The 26180-nt window shown below is 53.9% G+C and carries 20 protein-coding genes; 10 read left to right on the top strand and 10 right to left on the bottom strand.

The features are described from left to right. The first annotated feature begins 120 nt into the window (after window positions 1–120). Window positions 121–510 (top strand): DoxX family protein, encoded by a 390-nt coding sequence (locus ACT53C_RS06715; RefSeq protein WP_275356429.1) that lies wholly within the window; start codon window positions 121–123, stop codon window positions 508–510. A gap of 18 nt (window positions 511–528) precedes the next feature. Further along, window positions 529–1329: a dioxygenase family protein gene (locus ACT53C_RS06710; RefSeq protein WP_476145344.1), complete on the top strand. Its 801-nt coding sequence runs from the start codon at window positions 529–531 to the stop codon at window positions 1327–1329. A 10-nt stretch (window positions 1330–1339) separates the two neighbouring features. Here ACT53C_RS06710 and ACT53C_RS06705 read toward each other — a convergent pair whose 3' ends face one another. Both ACT53C_RS06705 and ACT53C_RS06700 read right to left on the bottom strand, forming a co-directional pair. Further along, window positions 1340–2713, bottom strand: a complete 1374-nt coding sequence (locus tag ACT53C_RS06705; RefSeq protein WP_476145343.1) for a sigma-54-dependent transcriptional regulator — start codon at window positions 2711–2713, stop codon at window positions 1340–1342. Window positions 2714–2715: 2 nt separating this feature from the next. Then, window positions 2716–4398: a sensor histidine kinase gene (locus ACT53C_RS06700; RefSeq protein WP_476145342.1), complete on the bottom strand. Its 1683-nt coding sequence runs from the start codon at window positions 4396–4398 to the stop codon at window positions 2716–2718. 38 nt (window positions 4399–4436) lie between these two features. On the opposite strand from ACT53C_RS06700, the gene ACT53C_RS06695 reads away from it, so the two are divergent. Further along, a complete protein-coding gene (locus ACT53C_RS06695) occupies window positions 4437–5477 on the top strand; it encodes a hypothetical protein (protein WP_194749744.1) in 1041 nt (346 codons plus the stop codon). Further along, the gene (locus ACT53C_RS06690) at window positions 5477–5986 is read left to right on the top strand and encodes a hypothetical protein (protein WP_476145341.1); all 510 of its coding nucleotides are present in this window, start codon (window positions 5477–5479) and stop codon (window positions 5984–5986) included. Before ACT53C_RS06695 ends, ACT53C_RS06690 begins: the two co-directional genes overlap by 1 nt. Here ACT53C_RS06690 and ACT53C_RS06685 read toward each other — a convergent pair. Next, window positions 5983–7674, bottom strand: a complete 1692-nt coding sequence (locus tag ACT53C_RS06685; protein WP_476145340.1) for a phosphoethanolamine transferase — start codon at window positions 7672–7674, stop codon at window positions 5983–5985. The two genes, ACT53C_RS06690 and ACT53C_RS06685, sit on opposite strands and share 4 nt — an antisense overlap. Beyond that, complete coding sequence (locus tag ACT53C_RS06680) at window positions 7671–8384, bottom strand: phosphatase PAP2 family protein (RefSeq protein WP_476145339.1); 714 nt, start codon at window positions 8382–8384, stop codon at window positions 7671–7673. The genes ACT53C_RS06685 and ACT53C_RS06680 overlap by 4 nt, the downstream gene beginning before the upstream one ends. 365 nt (window positions 8385–8749) lie before the next feature. On the opposite strand from ACT53C_RS06680, the gene ACT53C_RS06675 reads away from it, so the two are divergent. Genes ACT53C_RS06675 through ACT53C_RS06660 form a run of 4 tightly spaced genes read left to right on the top strand, consistent with a single transcriptional unit; the run spans window position 8750 to window position 12396 of the window. After that, complete coding sequence (locus ACT53C_RS06675; RefSeq protein WP_476145338.1) at window positions 8750–9391, top strand: thermostable hemolysin; 642 nt, start codon at window positions 8750–8752, stop codon at window positions 9389–9391. Window positions 9392–9400: 9 nt separating this feature from the next. After that, a complete protein-coding gene (locus ACT53C_RS06670) occupies window positions 9401–10897 on the top strand; it encodes an AMP-binding protein (RefSeq protein ID WP_476145337.1) in 1497 nt (498 codons plus the stop codon). Then, on the top strand, window positions 10894–11592 hold the full coding sequence (locus ACT53C_RS06665) for a TenA family transcriptional regulator (RefSeq protein ID WP_476145336.1): 699 nt from the start codon (window positions 10894–10896) through the stop codon (window positions 11590–11592). Before ACT53C_RS06670 ends, ACT53C_RS06665 begins: the two co-directional genes overlap by 4 nt. Window positions 11593–11604: 12 nt before the next feature. Beyond that, a complete protein-coding gene (locus ACT53C_RS06660; protein WP_476145335.1) occupies window positions 11605–12396 on the top strand; it encodes an SDR family oxidoreductase in 792 nt (263 codons plus the stop codon). Window positions 12397–12402: 6 nt separating this feature from the next. Here ACT53C_RS06660 and ACT53C_RS06655 read toward each other — a convergent pair whose 3' ends face one another. Continuing rightward, window positions 12403–13332, bottom strand: a complete 930-nt coding sequence (locus tag ACT53C_RS06655) for a quinoprotein relay system zinc metallohydrolase 2 (RefSeq protein WP_476145334.1) — start codon at window positions 13330–13332, stop codon at window positions 12403–12405. A 103-nt stretch (window positions 13333–13435) separates the two neighbouring features. Between ACT53C_RS06655 and ACT53C_RS06650 the strand changes: the two genes are divergently transcribed. Together ACT53C_RS06650 and ACT53C_RS06645 are read left to right on the top strand one after the other, a co-directional pair. After that, window positions 13436–14032 carry a cytochrome b gene (locus ACT53C_RS06650; RefSeq protein ID WP_194749732.1) on the top strand — a complete coding sequence of 199 codons (597 nt, stop codon included), beginning with the start codon at window positions 13436–13438 and terminating at the stop codon, window positions 14030–14032. A 297-nt stretch (window positions 14033–14329) separates the two neighbouring features. Beyond that, the gene (locus ACT53C_RS06645) at window positions 14330–15940 is read left to right on the top strand and encodes a glycosyltransferase family 39 protein (RefSeq protein ID WP_476145333.1); all 1611 of its coding nucleotides are present in this window, start codon (window positions 14330–14332) and stop codon (window positions 15938–15940) included. Window positions 15941–15946: 6 nt separating this feature from the next. On the opposite strand, the gene hemE is transcribed toward ACT53C_RS06645, so the two are convergent. The 5 genes from hemE to ACT53C_RS06620 all read right to left on the bottom strand — a co-directional run bounded on the left by hemE (window position 15947) and on the right by ACT53C_RS06620 (window position 26132). Then, window positions 15947–17011 carry a uroporphyrinogen decarboxylase gene (gene hemE, locus ACT53C_RS06640; protein ID WP_313986212.1) on the bottom strand — a complete coding sequence of 355 codons (1065 nt, stop codon included), beginning with the start codon at window positions 17009–17011 and terminating at the stop codon, window positions 15947–15949. A gap of 171 nt (window positions 17012–17182) precedes the next feature. Beyond that, the gene (locus tag ACT53C_RS06635; RefSeq protein ID WP_476145332.1) at window positions 17183–18610 is read right to left on the bottom strand and encodes a glutamate synthase subunit beta; all 1428 of its coding nucleotides are present in this window, start codon (window positions 18608–18610) and stop codon (window positions 17183–17185) included. A gap of 88 nt (window positions 18611–18698) precedes the next feature. Then, complete coding sequence (locus tag ACT53C_RS06630; RefSeq protein WP_476145369.1) at window positions 18699–23348, bottom strand: glutamate synthase-related protein; 4650 nt, start codon at window positions 23346–23348, stop codon at window positions 18699–18701. A 443-nt stretch (window positions 23349–23791) separates the two neighbouring features. Continuing rightward, the gene (hemL, locus tag ACT53C_RS06625; RefSeq protein WP_194749728.1) at window positions 23792–25072 is read right to left on the bottom strand and encodes a glutamate-1-semialdehyde 2,1-aminomutase; all 1281 of its coding nucleotides are present in this window, start codon (window positions 25070–25072) and stop codon (window positions 23792–23794) included. 106 nt (window positions 25073–25178) lie between these two features. Further along, a complete protein-coding gene (locus ACT53C_RS06620) occupies window positions 25179–26132 on the bottom strand; it encodes a S1 family peptidase (protein WP_476145331.1) in 954 nt (317 codons plus the stop codon). Window positions 26133–26180: the final 48 nt, after the last annotated feature.

The raw sequence follows: 26180 nt of genomic DNA, 5'->3' as shown, positions 1-26180 counted from the left end.
AATTATCATTTCTATGGCGCGGGCATACAATGCGTTTTGTCAGTGAGCCGGATGAACCCGACTTTTTTAATCAGATGCGTGCTGGCAGATTCCCCTGCACACGCTTTTAGGAGCCTATCCATGAATGTTTTGCAATCCGCCGCCAGTGTGACCGGCCGTATTTTGTTGTCACATATTTTTATCATCAGTGGCTTGAGCAAAGCTGCTAATCCCGCTGGAACCATCGGCTATATTCAAAGTGTCGGCGCGCCTATGCCTGAAGTGGCTTATGCGATTGCCTTGTTTGTCGAACTGGTACTGGGCATCGCCTTGCTGGTTGGCTATCAAACCCGTCTGGCCGCAGCGGGGATTGCCGTATTTACCGTGGCAACCGCGTTCATGTTTCACAACAATATGGCAGACCAAATCCAGCAGATCATGTTTTTGAAAAACCTGACCATCGTCGGTGGCTTGTTGATGGTTGTTGCGTTCGGGCCAGGGGCGTTGAGTGTTGATAATCGTCGCCGCTAGGTTGCGGTCAAGGCTGATATGAGCACTTTGTTTGTTTCGCATGGCGCGCCATCACTGGCGTTAGCGCCGGGCCCGACCGGGCAAATGCTGGCCGCGCTTGCTGCCAGTTTGCCCCGGCCTGAGGCGATCCTGGTGGTGTCTGCGCATTGGGATACGCGTGTGCCAACGGTGAGCCTGGCTAGCCAGCCAGAGACCATGCATGACTTTGCGGGCTTTCCCCCGGCCATGTACATGCAAACCTATCCGGCACCAGGCGCGCCTTGGTTGGCGGAGCAAGTGCTCGCTTTGCTGCAGGCGCACGATTTACCTGTACAAGCGCATCCTGACCGCGGGCTGGATCACGGCGCCTGGGTACCTTTGATGCTCATGTATCCGCAAGCCGATATTCCGGTGACGCAGCTTTCAATCCAGAGCCGCAGCTCGCCTGCTGCCCAGTTTGCGCTGGGTCAGGCCCTGCAAGCACTGCATGCGCAAAATATCCTGATCCTCGCCTCAGGCGCCATCACGCATAATTTATCGGATTTTTTTAGCGCAGAGCGCAATGCACCGCCGCTGGCTTATGTGCATGCATTTGCCGACTGGATGGCGGCACGCATTGCGCAACAGCAATGGGACTCGCTGTGCAATTACCGCAATGAATGTGTCTGGGCACGACAAGCGCATCCCACCGAAGATCATTTGATGCCGCTGTTCGTCGCCGCAGGCAGTGTGTCGGGCACGGCGCCTGGAACGGTGTGTGGACCCGCGCAACGCTACACGCCCGAAACCACCTATGGCATTCTGGCCATGGATGCCTACTTGTGGACCGCTCAGGGTTGAGGATGGCCGATTAACGCAGGCCGTACTGGTTCAGTTTGTTCCACAGTGAGCGCTCGCTAATCTCTAACTGCTTGGCGGCTTTGGTTTTGTTGCCCTGGCAGGCTTCAAGTGCCTTGAGAATTAAGCGGCGTTCAATGGCTTCCGTGGCACGCGGAATCGAGAGGTCGTTTTCCAACGGAGTCGCGGACGTGTCTAGATTGGCGGTGGACGAAGCCGGGCCAAGGCCGGGCGATTGCGCAATGTCCGCCGGTAAGTGCTGGGGCTGGATGGTCTGGCTGCCTGCCAGAATCGCGGCGCGTTCCAGAATGTTTTCCAGCTCACGGACATTGCCCGGCCAGCGATATTGATGCAAACACAGGCGCGCACTTTCGCTGAGCTGGCCGTGGCGTTTAGCCAAAAAATACGCTGCCAGCAAGCCGACATCTTCCCCCCGCTCGCGCAATGGCGGCACTTGCAGTTGAATCACGTTGAGCCGGTAATACAAATCCTCGCGCAGTTTGCCTTCTTTGACGGCTTGCATGGGGTCGCGGTTGGTCGCTGCCACCACACGCACATCAAGCGCGATTTGGCGGTTGCCGCCCAGTTTTTCCACCACATTCTCCTGCAATACGCGCAGCAGTTTCGACTGCAGTTGAATCGGCATTTCGGTGATTTCATCGAGAAACAGCGTGCCGCCATTGGCCAGCTCAAACTTGCCGACACGCTCTTTCACCGCCCCGGTAAATGCGCCTTTTTCATGACCAAATAATTCTGACTCAAGAATGTCTGCCGGGATCGCTGCGCAGTTCACTGCAACAAATAATTCGGTTTTTCTGGGCGAAGCATCATGCAGGGCTTTAGCGACCAGCTCTTTGCCGGTACCGGTTTCACCGACAATAAACACGGTGGCCCTTTCCGGCGCCACTTGCTGGATCATTTGTTTCAGCGACTGCATGGGCACGCTATCGCCGATGAGGCCGGTGACCGTGGGTTGTCTGCTCTCCTTGAAAAACGAGTTTTCCAGTTGAATCCGGTTGATTGCCAATGCCTTCTGAATCGCGATTTCCAATGTTTCGAGCTCAAACGGACGCAAAATATAATCACTGGCGCCCAGCTTCATGGCTTCGACGGCGGTTTTGATTTCGCCCTGGGCGGTGACCATGATGAATGGCAGCCGCTCAAATTGCTTGCGCAAGGCCTCAAGCAACTGCAAGCCGCTCATGCCCGGCATATGCAGGTCGCTCACGACCAAGTCAATCTGCTGTTGCTGGACAAGCTCGAGCGCTTCGCGGCCGTTGCCTGCCGAAAGCGCTTTGTAGCCGGCTTGCCGCAAGCTGATTTCGAGCAGCCTGCGCATATGGGGTTCATCGTCAACGGCTAAAATGGTGTGTTGTGGACTGGACATAATCAAGGGTTTGCGAGTGGCAAGGTCAGGTTAAACTGCGCCCCATGCCAGGGGCTGGTTGAGTATTGGATTGTACCACCGTGGGTCTCCATGATTTGTTTGACCACCGCCAGGCCCAGCCCGACGCCGCCCGCGCGTTGCGTAAAAAAGGCTTCAAACAGATGGGCTTGTTGTGCAGGGGGCACCCCTGGCCCATCATCTGCCACCGAAATATGGGCATGTGTCGCATCTGACCACAAGCTGAGGGCGATGTGGCCCCCCTTGGGCAAAATCTGGATGGCGTTCATCAGCAGGTTGAGCAGGACCTGCGTCATCTGGTCCTGGTCCGCCTCCACCACCACGGCCGCTGAGGCAGAGAGCGACAAGGTCAATTGTTTGGATTGTGCCTGCGCCTGCAGCAGGGCGATCACATGCTGCAAATGTGCTTGCAGGTCGAGCGGGATTTTACTGGGCGCACGCGGACGGGCAGAGTCTATCAGCGTGCTGACCAGTTTGTTCAGGCGCTCGGTTTCAGAAATAATGAAGCCCAGCACTTCTCGGCCATCTTCTGAAAGATTCGGTTCGCGTAACAAGACATCTGCGGACGAACGCATGATACCCAAGGGGGTGCGGACTTCATGGCTCATGGCCGCTGCCATTTCACCGACCACCGCCAGCTTGGCCGCGCGTGTCAGTTGCTGCTCCGAGGCGGCGAGCTCTGCCACCATGTCGGTAAACGCCTGGTGCAAGGACTGCACCTCGACCGGCCCGCTGGAGACCGGGGCAATGGCGTCGAGTTGGCGAAAGCGTTGTACATAACGGGTCAAAGCTTCCAGTGGTCGGCTGATGTTTTGCGCGATCGGGCGCACCAGCAGGATGGAGCAGACCAGCGTCACCCCCAGCACCACAATAAAAATCATGCCCAGCCTATGCACAGGCGCGACGGCTTCATCGTGATCTTTATTCAGATGTACCTGCCAGCCCTGTAACGGCAGGCGGCTGATCAGCGGTGCCTGAGCATGCAGGCTATGCTGTTGATCCGCCCAGTGGCTGGATTGAGCCAACAGGTTTAATTTTTGATCAAACAAGGCCAGCTCGGTGCTGTGTTGGGCTGCATGGTCGAGCAGATTTTCAATCACGCGCCAGTTAAAGGTGACGACCAGGGTGCCAAGCGGTTGCAGGGTATTCTGCGACAGGATGGGGGCCGAAATCATGAGCTGCTGATGGTCCAGCCGGTAAAGCGTGATTACCTGGTCATCATCCTGGAACCGCATCCATTCAGGCGGAATTGCCAGGGGCTGGCCAATATGTGCGGGCTCACTGGAAGCCGCGACATGCCCTTTGAGGTTAATGACATCCAGGCTGAGGTATTGCTCGGCGTAGCTTTTACGCGTCTCGGCCAAAAACATCGACAAGCGTTTATCAATGTCTTCTATGAGCAAGTCTTGCATGATGCCAAGCTGGCTCCAGCTGCGGACGTTCTGTACACGTTCGTTCAACACCCGGTCGACGTGCTCGGCAACTGCTTTACCGGTGGTTTGCAGGTCGTGCTTGATTTCTACGCGTAGCGCCTGCCTTGCCTGGTAAAAACTGATCAGGCTAACCATGAGTGCCGGCAACAGGCCCGCCAGCAAAAATACAATTAAAAGCATTTTGCGGATGGTGAGTGGCGTTTGCAAGCGCGGCAGATGTGAGAAAATACGCATCAAATGGTTTTAGCCGGGACGATCATCATGGGTCAGATATGTTAAACAGCTTCAGTCGGGTTGTGCTCAGTATTCGAGTCATGCTCAGTGTAATCAGCCTGAGTATGCTATGCAAGCCGGTGGCCGCCGAAGACCTGGATGCATTCTGGAATGCGTTTCATGTGGGGGGCTACACCAGTGCTGACATTCGCGTCCCTCGCACGCAATCCACCCAGTTTACGCTGAATCAGATCAGTATGATCACCACTTGGGACCAGGGGGGCCGCGTCAAGTTTTTTAGCGAGCTGGAGCTGGAAGACCCACTGTCTTACGACCATCATCAGGGCGTCAATACCAAAAAAAGCTACGTTGACCTCGAGCGTTTTTATTTTGATTACAACCTGAATGACAAAGCCAATGTCAGGCTGGGACGTTTTCTAACCCCTGCCGGACGCTGGAACCAACTGCATGCGCCGCCGTTGGTTTGGACCGCCAGCCGGCCCTTGGTCACGCGCCGTATGTTCCCTTATGGCATCAACGGTGCCATGTTGTTTGGCAGTTTGCCGGTCAAGCAAGTAGATCTTGAGTATCAGGTATATGCAGAAGCCCTCAAGGATCAGCATCAGGATGGCGACGAAATCATCTTTCGCGACGTCATGGGAGCCCGCGTCGCCTTCAACAATATTTTAGGCCTGACCGGCGCCAATGCTGGTTTAAATACTTTGGGCCTCAATGTGATGAGCTATCAGAAAAACTATGCGGGCTCACCCACGTATCATGTCTTTGGCCTGGATTTTTTGCTTGAACTCAACCGCTGGGAGTTTAGCGGTGAAGTGTATGAGCGCAGAACCACGGCGGGCGATGACGGTGGCAGCGGCGGCTACGTGCAGAGTGCCTATGCGCTAGGTCAGGAGTGGTACTGGATCACCCGCCTGGAAACGCTGCATGAAGTGGAAAGCAAAAATGCAGACCGCTGGGTATTAGGCATGACCAAGCGCGTCAAACCCAACCAGTTGCTCAAGTTTGAGTTTATTGGGGGCAGCGGGGAGTACAGCGATGTGCCGCGCGGGTTTGTAACCTCTTTTGCGGTGATGTTTTAATGTTGTTACAGCAAAGACATCATCGCCTGCGTAGACTCGTCAGTCTGCTGAGCATCCTGATGCTCATGGCGGCAAGCGTACAGGCGGCAGACGACAACCGTCCCATTGCCGTGATTGTGCCTGCACAAGCGGGGCTGGCCCCCAGCATCCATGCCGATGAGCTGGGCCTGATTTTCTGGCGCAAGAAACTGTATGCCGAGCATGGGCAGGCGCTGCATCCTGTCAATCTGCACAGTGAGCACCCACTGCGGCTCAAGTTTTCACAATGGGTATTGCATAGTACGCCGCGCTCACAAATCAACTACTGGAACGGGCTCTACTTCCACGGGGTGCAGCCGCCATACACGGTGCAATCCGAAGAAGCGATGATTCGTTACGTGGCTGAAACCGATGGCGCCGTCGGCTACATTGATGCCTGCCATGTGGATGAGCGTGTCAAACCCGTGTTGTGGCTGTCCTCCGGCAAAGTGAGCGCGGATGCGCCCACGATGAGGTGTGATACGAATTAGTTTGCCGGGATGGCAGCTTGCCCCGGTTGTGGGATCAGGTGCTTTCTTTGCTCCTCGATCAATTCACGGTTTTGTGCCAACCAGCTAAATTCGGCATGACAGACTTCTGATTTCAGCTCGTAGGCGGTGAGCAGTGTGCAGAACACATCGTCGTGGCTGAGCGGGTAGTTTTCATAAGGGGTCACTTGCGACAGCTGATAGTCAAAGTGCTGCCCCAGCCACAAAATGGCCGGCACATGTGTTTGCTGCTGCGGCGCAATCATGTAGGGTGCCGCATGCAGGTAAATCCCGTGTTCGCCCAGCGATTCGCCATGGTCGGAGACATAGAGCATCGCTGTTTCACGCTGGTCGTCGTATTTTTTCAGAAACTGAATTACTTCAGATAAGAAATAATCGGTGTATAGAATGGCATTGTCGTAAGAGTTGTCAATTTCTTCTTGTGTACATTCCGACAGGCGGCCGGTTTTACACACAGGCGTAAATCGTTTGAATTCATCGGGATAGCGGCGGTAATATTCCGGCCCGTGATTGCCCATCTGATGCAGCACGATCAGAATATCCTTGTCTTTATTTTTTGCGACAAAATTGTCCAGGCCGCTCAGCATGCCGATGTCACGGCACTCGTTGTCATTGCAGACCGGATTGTGTATCGGTGATTTGAAATCCTCATAAGGTACGCGCAACGCCACCCCTTTTGAATCCGAGTTATTGTCACGCCAAAGTACGCTTACGCCATGCGCTTGCAGTACGTCCAGCGCATTTTCCATATGCAAGGCTTTTTCCTCGTCATATTGCTTGCGCGTCAGCAAAGAAAACATACACGGTACGGAAACCGCGGTGGACGTCCCGCAAGAGGTCACCTGCTTAAAGCTCAGTACCGTTTCCTTGCTCAGTCTGGGGTTTGTCAGCCGATGGTAGCCGTTCAATGAAAAGCGATCAAACCGGGCGGTTTCACCGACCACCATAATAATCAGTTCATTGTGATGCGCTTCCCCCACATTGACCGCATCTACCGCGGTTTTCTGCAAGCCGGTAATACTGCGGGTAAACACTTTTTTAGAGGCCCACTTCACCAGCGAGTAATGAAAGAAGGTAGGGTTTGCATACATGCGTACCAGTTTGTGTTCGCGGATAAAGGTCGCGTAATCTGCACTACAGGGGATGACCACCAGTACCATGCCCAACATCAACAGGCCGATCTGTTTGAGGCGAACGCTGAGCGCATCACGCACAAAAAAACGGTCAGGCACGGCTTTGATCAATACCAGTGCCGGTATCACACCCAGCAATAGCATTTTGATGAAAAAGCCCCACGATAACAGCCCCATGACTTCACGTGCATCTGTTTTGGCGGCGTTGTCCAGCATGACATGGTCAATAATCACGCCGAATTCATCCATATAAAATGCGGCCCAGGCGGCAGACAAGACAATCACCGCTAACACCCAGCGGGCGGATTTGCCATGGCTCAACAGCATCAGCCACCAAGTAATGCTAAACGTGAAAAACAGGCTCAAGCTGATAATAAAGCCCGCATTGTGTCCGTTCCAGGGGTAAAGATTCAGGATATGGCTAAACAATGCATGGTTGCTTGTCAGCATCAACCACAGGCTGACGGCCCAAATCAGGCCGATTTGGGGGGTAAACATCACGTGCAACGCACGCTTGAGGCTTGCAAATAGTTTCATTCAATACGACTCTTGGTATAAGTAAGGACCAGCAATAGCCAACTATACATCAGCCAAAGCGATGTGAGGGTATGCGATAAAAAATGAGCACCTCTGACTTGTTGCGCCCAGCCCAGTATTAAGCCGATGGCCAAGCCAGACAGCGCGATCACCAGGGCTTTGCGCGGGGCGTGGGGCAACCACAACAAACAGAGCGCTGACAGCCAGACACCGCTGGTGGTGTGTCCGGCTGGAAAACAATGTCCCTCTTCAACCCCCGTATGGCTACTGAATGTAGGCGCCCAAGGTAGATCGCCGCCATAACGCGAGACATCCCAGGGGCAGGCATGCGGCATTTGTTGTTTGAGACCAGAGACCAGCAGGGCGTTCAGCAAGGCTAAAAAAAGAATCCAGCGTAATTTATAGCGCATGGAGGCCGTCAGCTGCTTGCCGACCCAGCGCTCGGGCAAACTGCTGATCAACAACAGGGTGAGCCATAGCAAGGTCAGCAGATGCTTGGCATATTCATGCATGATGGTTTCGTAAAAAAAAGCATGCTTTTGGCTAAAGGCATGCTGTGCAAAATCAAAGTGCTGGTCAGCCAGATAGAGATCTATGCTTGTGCCATTGGCCAGCCAGACAATCACCATGGCAGACAATAGCCACGCTTTCCACAGCATGGCCAAGGTCGGTTCAGGTAACCAGGGTTGCGTTATTGTTTGAGTATTCATTGTTCAGTGTTTATGCCTGTTTTTATCCATCTTCGCACGATGGGATGGACGTGCGTCTCTTGTTTTCAAGAACGTGGACATGAAATGCAAACCGTGTGCCACTTTCCCGTACGCGTCGGTAATACGGGGTAAACGACTGATTTGCATTGATAAAACACCATACTCCTGACATGGCTGCGTCTAATGATAGACGATCAGCTTCTGCAAAATGTGCAGAAGCTGAATACACGTCATTCAATAGCCTGCAAAATATGCAGGGGGCTACTCGGTGGTGCTTTCTTAAGATGATGATTTATAAGTATTAATTTATCTGGCATGAGGATTGCAGATGAAAGCCCAAGAGCATTCTTTGCGAGACGGTTGACATGTTACATTCAGAACCAAACACAGCATTTTATCACGCGGCCTCTGCCTATGAGCTAAGAGACTTTGCCCAGTCCAAGCGTTATCAGGTCAATGAAATTACCGGACACCTGGTCGAGCAGGGAGCCCCTTGCCGTCAGGAGGTGGAAGCCTTTATTGCCGCGGTGTTTAAACAGATTTATGGTGCAGAAGTTAGCCAGTTTATGCCGCAACTGGTGGCCTTACGGGATGCCAATGGTGTGCTGATGGCCGCCTTTGGGTTACATCATGCCGCCCATGGTCGCCTGTTTCTCGAGCAGTATATTGATGAGCCGATTGAGCAGTTGATGTCGCGCCAGCTTGGCCGCGACATTGCACGTGAGGAAATCACCTATTTTGGTAACCTGGCGGTGGCCAATCCGCGTAATGCCGGCGTGCTGATTGCGCATGTGATTCAACATAGCCTGAGTATGAATTTACCATGGGGCGTTGCGACCGCACATCACAGTTTGCAAAATGGCCTGATCAAGGGTGGGCGAGACTTATATCCATTAGCGGCGGCGAATCCTGATCGTCTGGACGCACAAGAGCGTGCAAAATGGGGCAGCTACTACAAACATATCCCGCAAATTGTGGCGATTCGCGGTGTAGCTGATCCTTTATAAGCCCCGATCATGATACTAAACGAAATTCAAGCGCAGGCGGCTCAAGTTCCCGAGCAGATTGCCTTACAGGGCGCACAGACGCAACTGAGCTATGCTGCCCTTGCCAAAGAAATCACGCGCGTGTCTTCGGCGTTGATGACGTTGACACCGCAAGCCAGTGTCGCCTTGGCGCTTGATAATAGCCCGGCCTGGATCGTGCTGGATCTGGCGATACTGGCGGCGGGCTGGATCAATGTACCGGTGCCCGCCTTTTTCTCTGCGACGCAAAAGCAGCATGCCATTCTGGATGCGGGCGTCAGCCTGGTGTTGACTGATACGTCCGCAGTTTGGCTAGGCCTGTTCCCCGAGGCTGCGCTAGTTGCTGAATGGCAGGTGGCCGACAAAATGGTCACGGTGCTTCGCGTGCAGGCGCATGACAGGGCGGCGCCTGTGGCCAAAATTACTTATACCTCTGGCACGACCGGTGCGCCCAAAGGCGTTTGCCTGAGCGAAGACCACATGTGGCAAGTTGCCAGTTCGATTCGCACACAGGTCAAACCAAGCCACGATGACTACCATTTTTGCGTGTTGCCACTGGCCACCTTGTTGGAAAATGTCGCCGGCGTTTATGCCAGCCTGATCTCTGGCACCACCGTCGTGGTCTACAGCTGCGAGGCCGTTGGCTTTAGCGGTAGCCAGTTTGATATCTTCAAGCTCTACCGTGGCCTGCAAGCCAGCCAGGCCACCACGGCCATTTTGATTCCAGAGTTGTTGCGTGCGCTGGTGGCTTGCCTGCAAGCCGGTCAGTCGGCCCTGGCTCAGTTGCGCTTTGTCGCAGTGGGGGGCGCCAAGGTGGCGCCAGCGCTGCTGTTACAGGCACATGCACTGGGGTTGCCGGTATACGAAGGCTATGGCTTGTCCGAATGTGCCTCGGTGGTCACACTGAATACCCCACTGGCCAATCAGCCCGGCAGTATTGGTCAGCCCTTGCCGCACGTGCAATTGCGCGTGGATAGCCACGGCGAGTTGTGGGTCAAAGGAGCCATTTACGCTGGGTATATGGCGGCAGATGGGACGATCACTGAACCAGCGCTTGATGTGGACGGTTACTTGCCGACCGGCGATTTGGCCTACCAGGATGCCGAAGGTCACTGGATGCTGTCTGGCCGCAAAAAAAATCTGTTTATTACTTCATTCGGGCGCAACGTGTCGCCAGAGTGGGTCGAAACGACATTGATTCAGCAGGCCGGATTGTTACAGGCTTGTGTGTTTGGAGAAGCGAGGCCGTATAACGTGGCGGTGGTGGTGCTTGCACCACAGGCAAGTCAGGCGCAAGTGGCGCAAGGCATTGCAAGGGCGAATCAGGGCTTGCCTGATTATGCGCAAGTGGGCGATGTGATATATGCCAAGCAGCCCTTTACCCCACAAAACGGACAACTGACGGCCAATGGCCGTTTAAAACGCGATGTGATTGCTGCCGCGTATGCCGCAGAAATCAACGCCCTTTATGAAGGAATTTCCGCATGAGTTTTTATCAGCAATTATTGAGCGCCACTGAGCAGGAACGCAACGCCTTAATGACTTTGCCCTTGATCCAACAAGGCGCACAGGGCAACATCACCCTGGAAACCTATCGTGCTTTTCTGACGCAAGCCTATCATCACGTTAAACACACTACGCCGTTACTGATGGCCTGCGGCGGCCGGTTGAGCGGCGAGTATGAATGGTTGCGGACCGCGATTGGTGAATATATCGAGGAAGAAATGGGGCATCAGGAATGGGTGCTGAATGATATTGAAGCCTGCGGTGGCGACAAGGAGTCTGTGCGTCACAGTGCAACCGAGCAAGATGCCGCTTGCCATGCAACCGAGGTGATGGTGGCTTATGCCTACGACATGATACACCGCGTGAATCCACTGGGCTTTTTTGGCATGGTGTTAGTGCTGGAAGGCACGAGCACAGCGGTGGCCACCCAGGCCGGCGAAAAAATCATGCAGGCCCTGCAGTTGCCTAAAAAAGCCTTTAGCTACCTGTTTTCGCATGGGTCGCTGGATATTAGCCATGTCACTTTCTACGAAAGTCTCATGAATCAAGTGACCAACGTAGAAGACCAGCAAGCGATCATTCATGCGGCCAAACGGTTTTACCGCTTGTATGGTGAGATCTTTAAACATGTCGCGGCACAAGCGGCGATTAATTACACGCTGCACCAGGCAGCTTAGGAGCCATCAGTCATGGAGTTGCGTAATTTACATGTGGTATTGACGGGTGCAACCGGCGGCCTCGGTTCGGTGCTTGCGCTTGCGTTGAGTGCCAGAGGGGCTGTCGTCGGGCTCGTTGGCCGAGATCCGGCCAAGTTGCATGCCTTGCAAAAAAGAATCACCAGCCAGGGCGGCAAGGCGCACATTATGGTTGCCGATCTGGCGCAGCCAAATATGGCCAGTCAAGTGCTCACGCAATCTTTGCGCGAGATGGGGCATGTCGATTTGCTGATGAACAATGCTGGCATCATCGAGTTCACCGAGTTTGCCAAGCAGGCCGAAGTGAACATTGACAACATGATTCACACCAATGTCACGGCGACCTTGGTATTAAGCCGTGAATTTGTCAGCTATTTTAGCCAGCGCGGCCGCGGGCATCTGGCATTTGTCGGCTCTATTTTTGGTTCGCTGGGGTTTCCGCATTTTGCCACCTACTGCGCCAGCAAGTTTGCCATCCATGGCTTTAGCCAAGCCTTGCGACGCGAACTCATTGATAGCAACATCGGGGTCACCTATATCGCCCCCCGCGCTATCGCCACGCCTATGAATGACGACCGCACCAATGCCATGTGGCAAGCGTCCGGCCAAGCCATTGATGAACCACAATTTGTTGCGGATAAAATTATCCAGGCGCTGCTCAAAGACCAGCAAGAGCTGTTTATCGGTCAACCGCAAAGCTTCTTTGCCTGGCTCAATGGTGTTGCGCCCAGGCTGGTGAATCTTGGCTTGAAGCAACAAGCGAGGCTGGCGAAGCGGTTTTTGTAGCCTGGCTTATTCCCATTCCAGTTGCGGGTAAACCACATTGACATTGCGCCGGTTTGCGATGTCGAACAATACCCAGTTGTCATGCTCAGAGGCGGCTGCAGTGTCCATGGTTTGTTCCATGCTGATGCCTTTTTTGATGCTGTTTCTGATATCACTTAATAACAGGTTGAGGTAGCGCAACGCATTTCCAATGATGGTTTTCTGGTCGCTGCTCTCTAGCCCATGGCCGGGGACGATGAGCGAGTATGGTTGCTGGTTGATTTGCTCCAGCACGGCGATCAAGCCTTTGAGGTCGCCTTCTACCACTGGCGTCCGTTGCGCAAACAGCAAGTCGCCCGCAAACAGGGTGTTGGTTTGCGTGTCTAGAATAGTGAGGTCAGTATGGGTGTGGGCCACCTTGCGCGCTTGTAGTTGCAGGATGCGGTGCCCCAGGTCCAGCGTCTGCTCAGCATGCACAAGGGTATCCGGGGGGATGGTGGGGCTTGCCGCACCGTCAGCCCCCAGTAGGCGCGCATTCAGTTTTTCATATTGCTCCTTGCGCAGCAGCATGTTGGTGGCCAGTTTTTCGTGACCGACAAAGTTGGTAGTGCCATTTTGAAAAGCGGCGTTGCCATAGGTGTGGTCTGGATGGACATGGGTATTGATGACATAACGGATGGGCAAGGGGCTGATGCGGCGAATGGCGGCGAGCAACTGGTCACCGGTATGTTTGCTGCCGCCACTGTCAATCACGGCAATGGCCTCTTGGCCAATAATGACGCCGAGGTTGCAGATGTCGCCCTGATAGCCATCATCAATATCCAGATGCTTGCCATGGTGCACATAGATGCCGTCCGCCACCTGTTTAAATTCAAAGTCGTCGGCCCAGACCTGGCTACACAGCGTTACAAATACGTATACAAGACGCACACCAAAGCGGTTGATTTTTGATAACATGACGGCTTACCCATGAATGATTCATGCATCATAAACAATTCATGCATGCAGTCATAGTGACCGCTGTCACAGGCTGCTCAGATTCATCTACAAAGGAGATTCAATGAGTTCAACCCAGCGTTATACCAAGGTGGCGATTATTCTGCACTGGCTCATCGCACTGGTCATTATTGGCATGTTTGCCCTGGGCTGGTACATGGGCGAGTTGCCAAAAGACGGGCCAAAACAAACGGCCTTTGATCTGTTCGATCTGGGGATCGTCACCTGGCAGATGGATGAGCCGGCCACAGCCCGGACCCTGTATTTTAATCTGCACAAGTCCATCGGCTTTACCTTGCTCTGGCTGGTGATTTTCCGCGTCTACTGGCGTGTGACACATACCCCGCCTGCCATGCTGGCCAGCTATTCAGCGCTGGAGCGTAAGCTGGCGACAGCCGTGCATCACATGCTGTATTTGCTGATGGTCTTGATCCCACTGAGCGGCGTACTCATGACGCTTTATAGCAAGTTCGGCTTGAAGTGGTTTGGGTTGGAGGTGTTCGGCGGGCTGGATAATGCCGATTTGCGCGATGTGTTCAAAGAGTCTCACGAGTTGTTTGCCAACCTGATGCTGGCTGCATTTATCGTGCATGTGCTTGGGGCACTCAAACATCAATGGAAAGATAAAGACGAGACCATGTCGCGCATGTCTCTGAAGTAGAGAGCGGTTTGCCTGAAAAAAGCCTGCAATCGCAGGCTTTTTTATTTTCCTTTTTCGGCTGATGGTGCCCAAATGCACTGCAAAAAGTGCACCCGGCTGATTAAACGCATATATAGCCCTGCAAAAAATGCACAGAGTAAATTGGTTTTGATTGCAGGTAATTGATTTTAAATGTGATTTTATTTGGCATAAGCCTTGCTGGTGAGTGATAGATGTCGGGAATCAACATGGCGCCTATCAGCGTGTGATGAATCCTGACTCGCCATTCAGTCCTTCATCAATCACAAGCGGATAGGCATGTCGCCAGTACAAATAAAACAAAACAGTCATTTGAATCATTTTTTCTGGTTAGCGGTCACCCTGCTTTGGTTAGGCATGGCCGCCGTTTGTCGGCCACTCACCCTGCCGGATGAAGGCCGCTATGTCGGCATTGCCTGGGAGATGTTGACCTCTGGAAATTGGGCGATCCCTCATTTGGATGGCTTGCCATATTTTCATAAACCGCCTTTGTTTTACTGGATCACGGCGGCCAGTTTCAAACTTTTTGGCCCCTCGCTGCTTGCGAGCAGGCTGGCCTCCTTGCTGGCTGCCGTATTGATGGCGATCGCGCTGTATTGGTTTACAGCCAGGCATCTGGACAAAAAAACTGCGGTACTGGCTTTTGTCGCGCTCGTGACGCAGCCATTCTTTTTTGCCAGTGCCCAGTTTGCCAATCTGGATATGTTGGTTGCCAGCATGATTGCCATGACGATCATGCTGGCGGCAGAATTTACCTGGAGTATTGAACAAGGCCAGCCGGAGCGGAAATATCTGTATATGGCGATGGTGTTTGCTGCAGGAGGCGTTCTGGCCAAGGGCCTGATTGGCATGGTCTTGCCAGTACTGGTCGTTGGTGGCTGGCTGCTGGTGAGTCGCCGTCTTGCGTCTCTCAAGTATTTCTTATGGTGGCCAGCGCTGGTATTGTTTTTTCTGATGGCCAGTCCCTGGTTTTTATGCATGGAATCGCAGTTTAAGGGCTTTCTGGAGTACTTTTTTATTCATCACCATGTGCAGCGCTTCACCGGCACGCACTTTAACAATCAGCAGCCGTTCTGGTTTTATCTGCCCGTGCTATTGGCGCTGACCTTGCCCGCTTCTCTGTGGTTGACCCGCTTGCGCAAGCACGAAGTCCAGCGCTGGAGTTCACGGCAGCAGGATGTGGCATTGCTGATGGTATGTTGGCTGGCATTGATCCTACTATTTTTTTCGATCCCGGTTTCCAAACCACTGGGCTACATCATGCCAGTTTTGCCGGCGATAGCGGTCTTGACAGCCATGGGTATGCGGCAAGCCTGGCAGCACCGCTTCCCCAAGCGGTTGTGGGTCACATTTTTGGCGGCGGCAGTGACCTGTGTGATAGCCATGGGGATGGTGATTCAGCACGCGCAAAAAACAGCTTCTTTCCTACTGGCAACCAAGGTCCAGCCCTTGGTTAGCAAACAGGATCAATTGATTCTGCTCAATAAATACCAGTTTGACTTGATGTTTTATCTGCGGTTATCGCATCCCGCCTGGATGGTGGCTGACTGGCGCACTGCTGAGTATGAGGTGTTGGACGACAGTTGGGAAAAAGAGCTGATAGAGGCCAAGCATTTTGACCCGCAAACAGCGGTAAACCAGTTGTTAACCGAAAGTGTGTTGACACAACACGTTTGCCAGCTAGGGCCGCGGCAGGCCGTTTGGGTGGCGGGCGATCCTGGTAACGCCAGCCATTTACCCATGCTCGCCGGCATCGCGCCGATCGCCACTGTGCGAGATCACTATTTGTGGCGATTCAGTCCCGCGCAAGTCTCACGTTTTTGCCTCGCCCAAACAAGGCCTCGTGAGGGCATCACAGCACAGCCTGGCCGCAATAAGCTCGTGCGGTGACGACGGTTACAGGTGATAGTGTGGACTGAGCTTGCGCAGGGTTTCAAGCATGCAGGCCGCATGCTCAGGAGGTGTCCATTGCGTGATGCCATGGCCCAGGTTAAACACATGGCCGTGACCATGGCCGTAGCTGGCCAGAATCTGCGCGACTTCTTTTTCGATGGCGGCAGGAGAGCTCAACAGGATCGCCGGGTCCATATTGCCTTGCAAGGCCACTTTGTCCCCCACGCGTGCCCGTGCCTGGCCGAGATCCACGCTCCAGTCTAATCCGAGGGCATCGGCACCAATAGCCGCCTGTGACTCCAGCCACAACCCGCCGCCTTTGGTAAACACGATGCTGGGCACCGGTTTGCCTTCTGCGGTTTTAGTGAGGCCAGCGACAATTTTCTGCATGTATTGCAGTGAAAACTCCTGATAGCCTTGATGCGATAAGGCCCCCCCCCAAGAGTCAAAAATCATCACCGCCTGTGCACCGGCCGCAATCTGTGCATTGAGGTATTGCGTCACCGTTTGCGCCGTAATCTCCAGAATGCGGTGCAGTAATTCGGGTCTGGCATAGCCCATTTTTTTGGTATTCAAAAAGTCGGTGCCGCCTTTGCCTTCCACCATGTAGGTGGCCAGTGTCCATGGACTGCCTGAAAAACCGATCAAAGGAACACGGCCATTCAGTGCTTGACGGATGCTGCTGACAGCATCAAACACATATTGCAGTTTGGCCATGTCAGGCACTTCCAGTTTGAGGATGTCTGCCTCTTCTTGTAAAGTCCGCTCAAACTTGGGGCCTTCCCCTTCTTCAAAATACAAGCCCAGTCCCATGGCATCAGGGACGGTCAATATGTCGCTGAACAGAATGGCCGCATCCAGTTGGGGATAGCGGTCCAGCGGTTGCAGGGTCACTTCGGTGGCAAAGGCCGGACTCTGGCACAGTTGCATAAAGCTGCCCGCGGTTTTGCGGCTTTCGCGGTATTCAGGCAGGTAGCGGCCTGCCTGGCGCATCATCCACACCGGGGTATATTCAGTAGGCTGGCGCAACAGGGCGCGCAGAAAAGTGTCATTTTGAAGAGTGGTCATTTGCTCTGGTTTCGGTTGCCTGTGCTGCTGTGGTCGTACGCACATCAGCTAAAAGCATGATTATAAAGGCCAAGCCGTTGTTTCACCTGAAAGAATGCGGTTTTTTTGCGATATGACAAATAAAAACGCCGATGAAAACCATCGGCGTTTTGCGTCTCACGGCAACCTGGACTAGCGTGGCAGAGTAGAGCTGCCCATCAGGAACGCATCGACTTCGCGTGCGCACTGACGGCCTTCACGAATCGCCCAGACTACCAGAGACTGGCCGCGACGGATGTCACCGGCAGCAAAGACTTTGTCCTTGCTGGTTTTGTAACAGCCTTCGCCATCGGTCGTGGCTTTGGCATTGCCGCGGTTGTCTTTTTCCACGCCAAATGCATCCAGCACTTTTTGTACCGGTGAGACAAAGCCCATGGCCAAAAACACCAGATCAGCAGGAATGGTGAACTCTGAACCTGGAATTTCAGACATTTTGCCATCTTTCCATTCCACACGTGCACCTTTAAGGGCTTTCACCTTGCCGTTCTCGCCGATCAGCTCTTTGGTTGTGACCGACCAGTCACGATTCGCTCCTTCTTCATGCGAGCTGGAGGTGCGCATTTTGAGTGGCCAGTTTGGCCACACCATAAATTTGTCTTCTTTTTCAGGCGGCTGTGGCATCAACTCGAACTGGGTGATGCTGGCTGCCCCATGGCGGTTGGAGGTGCCTACGCAGTCAGAACCGGTATCGCCACCGCCGATAACCACCACATGTTTGCCGGTGGCTTTAATCTGGTTAGGGACGTTGTCGCCGGCCACCATTTTGTTGTTAGGGGTCAGGAAGTCCATGGCGAAATGAACACCATCGAGTTCACGACCTGTCACGGGCAGGTCACGTGGCTGTTCTGCGCCACCTGCCAGGATGACGGCATCAAAGTCACGCTCCAGATCGGCCGCGCTGACGTTTTCACCGACATGCTGATTCACCTTGAAGGTCACGCCTTCGGCTTCCATCTGCGCCATCCGGCGGTCAATGTTTGCTTTATCCAGTTTAAAGTCAGGAATGCCATAGCGCAGCAAGCCGCCGATACGGTCATTTTTTTCAAACACGGTCACGGCATGGCCCGCGCGGGCCAATTGTTGTGCTGCGGCGAGGCCTGCGGGGCCAGACCCCACAATCGCCACTGTTTTGCCAGTTTTGTTCGGGTTGATTTGTGGTGTGACCCAACCGTTTTCCCAAGCTTTGTCGATGATGGCGTGCTCGATGGACTTAATCCCGACGGCGTCGTTATTAATGTTCAAGGTGCAGGCTGCCTCGCAAGGGGCGGGGCAGATACGGCCAGTAAAGTCCGGGAAGTTGTTGGTGGAATGCAACACGTCAATCGCGCTGCGCCAGTCCTGATGATAGACCAGGTCATTCCAGTCAGGAATGATGTTATTGATTGGACAGCCGGTGGTGCAAAATGGAATGCCGCAATCCATGCAGCGTGCCCCTTGCTGTTTGGCCTGGTCGTCTGTCAAATGCAGGACGAACTCTTTGTAGTTCTTGACGCGATCCTGAACGGGCAGATTTTCTTCTGCCAGTCGGCCAAATTCCATAAAACCTGTGACTTTACCCATGTGAAATCATCTCTTCCCAGTTGCTCGTGACAGACACAACTTTAAACAGCCCCGCCAATCACGCGGGGCATTCAATTAACAAAAACGATTATGCGGCTTGCTTGGCGGAGGCTGCAGCCATTTCGGTCAGTGCGCGTTTGTATTCGTTCGGGAATACTTTAACAAATTTTGCACGCGCGGCTGACCAGTCGGCCAACAGTTCTTTTGCTCGAGGGCTGCCTGTCAACGCCAGGTGCTGCTCGATCAAGCCTTTAAGAATCACTTCGTCTGGCTGGCCTAGGTGTTGTACTTTGCCAACATCTGCTTCAGCCGCTTCGACTTTTTCCAGTGACACCATGCTCATATTGCAGCGTTTGGCAAACTGGCCGTCAATGTCGTAAACATAGGCAATGCCGCCACTCATCCCAGCTGCAAAGTTCTGGCCGGTCTGACCCAGTACCACCACGGTCCCGCCAGTCATGTATTCGCAACCATGGTTGCCTACGCCTTCAACCACGGCAGTTGCGCCTGAGTTACGTACGCAGAAGCGCTCACCCGCCACACCGCTCAAGAAGCTGCTGCCTGTGGTCGCACCGTACATCACGGTGTTACCAACGATGATGTTTTCATAGGACAAGCCACGGAAGGTTGCAGGTGGTTTGATAATGATCTGACCACCACACAGGCCTTTACCCACGTAGTCGTTGCCTTCACCTGTCAGCTCAAAGGTAATGCCCTTGGCCAGGAATGCCGCAAAACTCTGACCGGAGGTGCCAGTGAATTTGACGTGGATGGTACCGTCAGGCAGACCGGCGTTGCCATAACGGCTCGCCACTTCGTGTGACAGCATGGTACCTGCTGTACGGTTAGTGTTCACAATTGGCAACTCAAGCGTGACTTTTTCGCCTTTTTCCAACGCCGGTTTAGCCAATGCGATCAATTGGTTATCCAATGCTTTGGCGATGCCGTGATCTTGCACGTCATTGTTTTTGCGTGCCACACTGGCTGGCATGTCTGGCAAGTGGAACACTTTGCTGAAGTCCAGGCCATTGATCTTCCAGTGCTCTATGCCGGCTTTCATGTCCAGCAAATCGGCACGGCCGATCAAGTCATCAAACTTGGCAATGCCCATGCTGGCCATCAGTTCACGCACTTCTTCAGCGACAAAGAAGAAGTAATTCACGACATGCTCAGGCTGGCCGGTAAACTTCTTACGCAGCTCTGGATCTTGGGTGGCAACACCGACCGGGCAAGTGTTCAAGTGACACTTACGCATCATGATACAGCCTTCAACCACCAGCGGTGCAGTGGCAAAGCCAAATTCGTCCGCACCCAGCAGTGCGCCAATCAGTACGTCACGGCCGGTTTTCATCTGGCCATCGACTTGCAGCACCACGCGACCACGTAACTGGTTGAGTACCAGCGTCTGCTGCGTTTCAGCCAGACCAAGCTCCCATGGCGTGCCTGCGTGTTTGATCGAAGAAATTGGTGAGGCACCTGTCCCGCCGTCATGGCCAGCGACCACGATGTGATCAGACTTAGCCTTGGCCACACCCGCTGCCACGGTACCGATGCCGGTTTCTGACACCAGTTTGACCGAAATCGAGGCTTTTGGATTGGCGTTTTTCAGGTCATGAATCAGCTGCGCCAAATCTTCAATCGAGTAAATGTCGTGATGTGGTGGTGGAGAGATCAAGCCGACGCCAGGCACCGAGAAACGCAGTTTCGCAATGTAGGGGGACACTTTGTGGCCAGGCAACTGACCGCCTTCCCCAGGCTTGGCACCTTGTGCCATTTTGATCTGGATCTGGTCAGCGCTGCTCAGGTATTCGGCAGTCACGCCAAAGCGGCCAGAGGCCACCTGCTTGATGCGTGAGCGCAAAGAGTCACCCGCTTGCATTGGCACATCTGCTTCAATCAAATCACTGCCCAATACGGTGGCCAGGCTGGATTCTGTTTGGACCGGAATAAAACGTTTGACGTCTTCACCGCCTTCGCCAGTATTGGACTTGCCGCCAATCCGGTTCATGGCAATAGCCAAGGTGGCGTGCGCTTCGGTTGAAATGGAGCCCAAAGACATGGCGCCAGTGGCAAAGCGTTTAACAATCTCTTTGGCCGATTCCACCTGATCCAATGGGATCGCTTTACCCGCCGGTTTGATTTCAAACAGTCCGCGCAAGGTCATGTGGCGACGTGTCTGATCGTTGATCAGTGCGGCGTACTCTTTGTAAGTTTCGTATTTGCCAGTCCGGGTCGCGTTCTGCAATTTGCTGATCGACATCGGCGTCCACAAGTGCTCTTCACCGCGTACACGGAAGGCGTACTCACCGCCCGCTTCCAGCGCATTGGAGAGCACGGGGTCATTCCCAAATGCTTGCATGTGCATACGTACAGTTTCTTCGGCAACTTGCTCCAGACCGATGCCTTCAATCTGGCTGACCGTGCCAGTGAAATAGTCATTCACAAACTGGCTATTGAGGCCGATCGCTTCAAAAATCTGTGCGCCGCAGTAAGACTGGTAGGTCGAGATGCCCATTTTGGACATGACTTTGTACAAGCCTTTGCCGATCGCCTTGACGAAGTTTTTGCCGGCTTTTTCAACATCGCCGGTCAGGGTCTTGATGGTTTCGTACACCAGCCATGGGCAAACAGCTTCCGCACCATAGCCTGCCAGCAGGGCAAAATGGTGTACTTCACGGGCTGAGCCTGTATCAATCACCAGACCGGTGCTGGTACGCAAGCCGGCTTTGACCAGAAACTCATGCGTGGCCGAGCAGGCCAGCAGGGCTGGAATGGCAATACGGTTCGCTGAGACGGCACGGTCCGAGAGGATCAGTACGTTATAGCCGTCATGCACGGCTTTTTCGGCTTGGTCGTGCAAGACGTCCAGGGCCTGTTTCATGCCGGTTTTACCTAAGGCGGCATCATAAGTCAGGTCAAGGACGATGGACTTGAACTGGCCTTTGGTCAAAGACTCAATCTGTTTGAGTTTTTCCAGGCCTTCCAGGCTCAACACTGGCTGGCCGCTTTCCAAACGCAATGGCGGGTTGGTTTCATCAATCGCCAACAGGTTGGGTTTAGGGCCGATAAATGTCACCAGGGACATCACCAGCTCTTCACGGATCGGGTCAATCGGCGGGTTGGTTACTTGTGCAAACAACTGTTTAAAGTAGTTGTACAGTGTCTTGGCTTTGTTGGACAGCACGGGCAAGGCCGCGTCGTTCCCCATGGAGCCTGAGCCCTCTTCGCCGTTGTCTATCATGGGTTGCAAGACAAACTTCAAGTCTTCCTGAGAGTAACCAAAGGCTTGTTGGGTATCCAGCAAATCTGCTTGCAGGCTGACTTCGCCATTGCCTACGCCAGGCAAGTCGGTCAAATGGAAGCGGGTCTGTTCAATCCACTGGCGATAAGGTTTGGCTTGTGCCAGTTCAGTTTTGACTTCTTCGTCGTCGATAATGCGGCCTTGCTCCATGTCGATCAGCAACATTTTGCCTGGCTGCAAACGCCATTTTTTAACGATTTTTTCTTGTGGGAAAGTGATCACGCCCATCTCAGACGCCATCATGACGATGTCGTCTTCGGTGACCAGATAGCGGGCTGGACGCAAGCCATTGCGGTCCAGCGTGGCACCAATCATTTTACCGTCAGTAAACGCGACTGCAGCCGGGCCGTCCCATGGCTCCATCAGTGCCGCGTGGTATTCATAGAAGGCACGGCGGTCTTCGTCCATTAATGGGTTACCTGCCCAGGCTTCCGGGATCAGCATCATCATGGCATGCGGCAGGCTGTAACCACCCGCGACCAGCAGCTCAAGACAGTTGTCAAAGCAGGCGGAGTCTGACTGGCCTTCTGCAATCAGTGGCCACAGTTTTTCCAGATCTTCACCCAGCACCGCAGATTTCATGGTCTCATGACGGGCGGCCATCCAGTTCACGTTGCCTTGAACGGTATTGATTTCACCGTTGTGTGCAATCATGCGGAAGGGGTGGGCCAGATCCCAGGCTGGGAAGGTGTTGGTAGAGAAACGCTGGTGTACCAGCGCAAGCGCTGAAATCACGCGCTCATCTCTCAAATCTTTGTAGTACACGCCCACTTCATTAGCCAGCAGCATGCCTTTGTAGACGATGGTGCGAGAAGAGAAGGACGGCATGTAAAACTGTGCCTTGTCTTGTAGGTTCAGTGCGCGAATCTCGTGTTCAATGCGTTTGCGAATCACAAAGCATTTGCGTTCGAACGTATTGCTGTCGGTCACGGTGCTAGCAATAAACACCTGGCGCATCACAGGCTCAACCGCGCGAGCCGCGTCGGCAATATTGCTGTTGTCGACCGGCACATCACGCCAGCCCAGCAGGGTTTGATTTTCTTCTGCAATGATTTTGGCAAAGATCGCTTCGCATTGCGCGCGATTGTCTGCGTTTTGCGGCAGAAATGCCTGGCCGACGGCGTATTGTCCGGCTGCTGGCAAGGTCATGCCCAGCTTGGCAGCCTCTTCGCGCATAAAGGTATCTGGCATCTGCATCAGCAAGCCCGCGCCGTCACCCAGTTTAGGGTCATAACCGGTCGCGCCGCGATGGGTCAGGTTGTCCAGCAGTTGCAGGCCTTTAGCGACAATGTCGTGGCTTTTCTGGCCTTTAATATGGGCGACAAAGCCCACGCCACAGCTATCTTTCTCGTGGCGTCTGTCGTATAAACCCTGGGATTGCGGAGCTAAACCAAACTGGTCGTCCCGGGTGGTTGCGGTATCTTGAGAAGCACTCATCAGGTTGTTGTCAGACTGCATGTCCATTGCCAGATTCTTCACTTACAAAACATTTGGAGGAACCTTCAATGATACCGTTAAAGTTTAGCAATTTCAATTGTTTAGCCTGCGTTAAATAACGGATAAAGGCATTTTATTTTTTAGTTGAGAATGGTTTTTATTTACCAATTGCTTGCGCTTTAATTTGCACAAATGCTAGCGATGTAATCGGTGCTTAAAACTAGGTGGTTAGTTGAATCTGTCGCGCTTGTAAGGCGGTTTATCCATGAACAGAGCAGCGCACCTGGCGCAGCCATGGATCAGATGTTGTGATTGGATCGCCTCATATGGGCAGTCTGCCAGAAAGCGTCAGGCTGCTCAGGGGGCGCCATCCTGGATGTCAGTGGTGTGGCGATTGGTTTGCGTGGCGAGCCTTGGTGGCAATCGCCACGCAAACGCTTGGCTTACAGGCTGGCAAAGGCTTGTTCGGCCGCCTGTACGGTTTGGGCGATATCGGCATCGGTATGTGCAGCCGAGACAAAGCCCGCTTCAAATGCTGAGGGCCCCAGATAAATGCCGCTGTTTAGCATGCTGTGGAAGAAGTGATTAAAGGCATTTTTATCTGCCTGCATCATGTCGGCGTAGCTAGTGGGGTTGCTGGCGCTGAAATAGAGGCCAAACATGCCGCCTACGCTTTGTGCGCTAAAGGTCACGCCCGCTTTGTGTGCTGCCTGCTTCATGCCGTCCATTAACTGCGCTGTTTTTGCCGTCAGTGCCTCATAAAAGCCTGGTGCCTGGATCAGTTTGAGGGTGGTCAGCCCGGCGGTCACCGCCACGGGATTGCCTGACAGCGTGCCGGCCTGGTAAACCGGCCCGAGCGGAGCTAGCACGCTCATGATGTCTTTGCGGCCACCAAAGGCGCCTACGGGCAGGCCGCCACCGATCACTTTGCCCAGGGTCGTCATGTCCGGTCTAATGCCATACAGTGCCTGTGCACCGCCCAGTGCCACGCGGAAGCCGGTCATGACTTCATCAAAAATTAGCACCGTGCCATGCTGAGTGCACAGTTCACGCAAAGTGGTTAAGAACTCGCGGTGAGGCACAATGAGGTTCATATTGCCGACTACTGGCTCCAGAATCACGCAGGCAATCTCGTCCCCCATGCTGGCAAAGGTGTCTTTGAGCATTTGCGAGTTGTTGTAATCGAGCGTCAGGGTGTGCGCAGCGACTTCTGGCGGGACACCGGCGGAGCTGGGTTCGCCAAAGGTGAGCAAGCCGGACCCAGCCTTCACGAGCAAGGCATCGGCATGGCCGTGGTAACAGCCTTCAAATTTGATGATTTTATTGCGCTTGGTAAAGCCACGGGCCACGCGAATGGCACTCATGGTCGCTTCGGTCCCGCTGCTGACCAGGCGTACTTGTTCCATGCTGGGCACAAGTTGATTAATTAATTCAGCCATTTCGAGCTCTAGGCCGGTTGGCGCGCCGAAACTCAGGCTGTTAGCGGCCGCTTGCTGCACGGCCGCAACAACTTCCGGGTGGGCATGTCCCAAAATCATGGGGCCCCAGGAGTTGATGTAGTCAATGTATTCTTTACCATCCGCATCCCAGAGCTTGGAGCCGAGGCCCTTTTTGAAAAAGATGGGCGTGCCACCGACGCTGCGAAACGCGCGTACCGGCGAGTTGACGCCGCCTGGAATCAGTTGCTGGGATTTTTCAAACAGTTGCTGGTTGCGAGAGGTCATGACGGAGCAATCGGATAAACATTAAAAACGCTATTCTAGCAGAGCCTCTGGGGTTGATCATGCGTACGCTTGGCCGGATGGCTTGTGGTCAGCGAGTGTGCCCAAGCTATTGAGTCTGGCTGGCGAGCTGTTGAAGGTGGCGCTCAGCCTCCACCTGCAAGCTTGGCTGCGCGGATTGTTGAGCGAGCAAGGCCAGTCCTGACCAAGCCTCCAGATAGTTCGGCTCCAGCTTAGTGGCTTGTAAATAGGCTTGTTGGGCTGCGGCGAGGTGTCCTTGCCGATGTAGCGCACTGGCTAAATAAAAGTGTGCTTCTGCGGCCTCTGCTTGCTGGCTTAACCAAGTGCGCGCGATGTGCTCTACGGCCGGCCAGTCGCTGTTTTGGTAAGGGATCACCACTTGCATCCAGAACGGGCGCTCATTCAGCGGTAAGTCCCAAAAGGGAGTGGCGTCGGCCTGAATGCTGTTGCTGGCTTGTTTGCCAAGCAGCGTTTGTATCCACTCGACCGGCACACTATAAAAGTAGGCCTGTTTGCCGGGACTTTTAAACGTGCTTAAAGCAACCAGTTCGCCTGTCTGGTTAAAGGTCGGGCTGCCACTGGCGCCCATGATAAACGCGGCATCGGTGCGCACAATCAGGCTGTCATCATAGGGGTACAAGGCTTTCACATGGCCTGCGATGGTTTGTGGCTTGGGCGGTCCACCTGGAAAGCCGATGGAAAAGACGGCATCACCATAATGTAAGGCGGCGGTTGTGCCCAGCTTGACTGGCGGCAGTTCCAGATATTGAAATTTCAACAGGCAGATATCGTGTTTCCAGTCCGCGACCATGCCAACCGGGCTGACGCTATCACCGAATTTGGAAACGCTAACGCCGCTGCTGTTCGCCAGCACATGGCAATTGGTAGCCACTGTATCTGGCGCCACAACCACGCCGCTGCCGACGCCGTGACCGCCCGTTTGTGTCATGCTGTGCACTTTTACCACCGAGGCTTTCAGTCGGTAAACCAGCTCATGGTCGAGCTCGGCATGGGCCACCAAAGCGCTCGTGCTGAAGAGCATGAAGCAAACAAGATTGAATGAGGGGCGCATACAAACTCCCATGGTTGG

Source organism: Methylophilus sp. DMC14 (assembly GCF_056314085.1).
The sequence above is the reverse complement of the archived record's forward strand: the minus strand, read 5'-3'. Positions and strand labels throughout refer to the sequence as shown.

What these genes read in the sequence shown, in the direction of transcription:
- ACT53C_RS06690 (WP_476145341.1), top strand. Translation starts at nt 5,477, where the DNA reads ATGTTGTTACAGCAAAGACATCATCGCCTGCGTAGACTCGTCAGTCTG.
- hemL (WP_194749728.1), bottom strand. Translation starts at nt 25,072, where the DNA reads ATGACCTCTCGCAACCAGCAACTGTTTGAAAAATCCCAGCAACTGATT.
- ACT53C_RS06655 (WP_476145334.1), bottom strand. Translation starts at nt 13,332, where the DNA reads ATGTTATCAAAAATCAACCGCTTTGGTGTGCGTCTTGTATACGTATTT.
- ACT53C_RS06685 (WP_476145340.1), bottom strand. Translation starts at nt 7,674, where the DNA reads ATGAAACTATTTGCAAGCCTCAAGCGTGCGTTGCACGTGATGTTTACC.
- ACT53C_RS06665 (WP_476145336.1), top strand. Translation starts at nt 10,894, where the DNA reads ATGAGTTTTTATCAGCAATTATTGAGCGCCACTGAGCAGGAACGCAAC.
- ACT53C_RS06645 (WP_476145333.1), top strand. Translation starts at nt 14,330, where the DNA reads ATGTCGCCAGTACAAATAAAACAAAACAGTCATTTGAATCATTTTTTC.
- ACT53C_RS06715 (WP_275356429.1), top strand. Translation starts at nt 121, where the DNA reads ATGAATGTTTTGCAATCCGCCGCCAGTGTGACCGGCCGTATTTTGTTG.
- ACT53C_RS06620 (WP_476145331.1), bottom strand. Translation starts at nt 26,132, where the DNA reads ATGCTCTTCAGCACGAGCGCTTTGGTGGCCCATGCCGAGCTCGACCAT.
- hemE (WP_313986212.1), bottom strand. Translation starts at nt 17,011, where the DNA reads ATGACCACTCTTCAAAATGACACTTTTCTGCGCGCCCTGTTGCGCCAG.
- ACT53C_RS06650 (WP_194749732.1), top strand. Translation starts at nt 13,436, where the DNA reads ATGAGTTCAACCCAGCGTTATACCAAGGTGGCGATTATTCTGCACTGG.
- ACT53C_RS06680 (WP_476145339.1), bottom strand. Translation starts at nt 8,384, where the DNA reads ATGAATACTCAAACAATAACGCAACCCTGGTTACCTGAACCGACCTTG.
- ACT53C_RS06660 (WP_476145335.1), top strand. Translation starts at nt 11,605, where the DNA reads ATGGAGTTGCGTAATTTACATGTGGTATTGACGGGTGCAACCGGCGGC.
- ACT53C_RS06700 (WP_476145342.1), bottom strand. Translation starts at nt 4,398, where the DNA reads ATGCGTATTTTCTCACATCTGCCGCGCTTGCAAACGCCACTCACCATC.
- ACT53C_RS06675 (WP_476145338.1), top strand. Translation starts at nt 8,750, where the DNA reads ATGTTACATTCAGAACCAAACACAGCATTTTATCACGCGGCCTCTGCC.
- ACT53C_RS06630 (WP_476145369.1), bottom strand. Translation starts at nt 23,348, where the DNA reads ATGAGTGCTTCTCAAGATACCGCAACCACCCGGGACGACCAGTTTGGT.
- ACT53C_RS06635 (WP_476145332.1), bottom strand. Translation starts at nt 18,610, where the DNA reads ATGGGTAAAGTCACAGGTTTTATGGAATTTGGCCGACTGGCAGAAGAA.
- ACT53C_RS06705 (WP_476145343.1), bottom strand. Translation starts at nt 2,713, where the DNA reads ATGTCCAGTCCACAACACACCATTTTAGCCGTTGACGATGAACCCCAT.
- ACT53C_RS06710 (WP_476145344.1), top strand. Translation starts at nt 529, where the DNA reads ATGAGCACTTTGTTTGTTTCGCATGGCGCGCCATCACTGGCGTTAGCG.
- ACT53C_RS06670 (WP_476145337.1), top strand. Translation starts at nt 9,401, where the DNA reads ATGATACTAAACGAAATTCAAGCGCAGGCGGCTCAAGTTCCCGAGCAG.
- ACT53C_RS06695 (WP_194749744.1), top strand. Translation starts at nt 4,437, where the DNA reads ATGTTAAACAGCTTCAGTCGGGTTGTGCTCAGTATTCGAGTCATGCTC.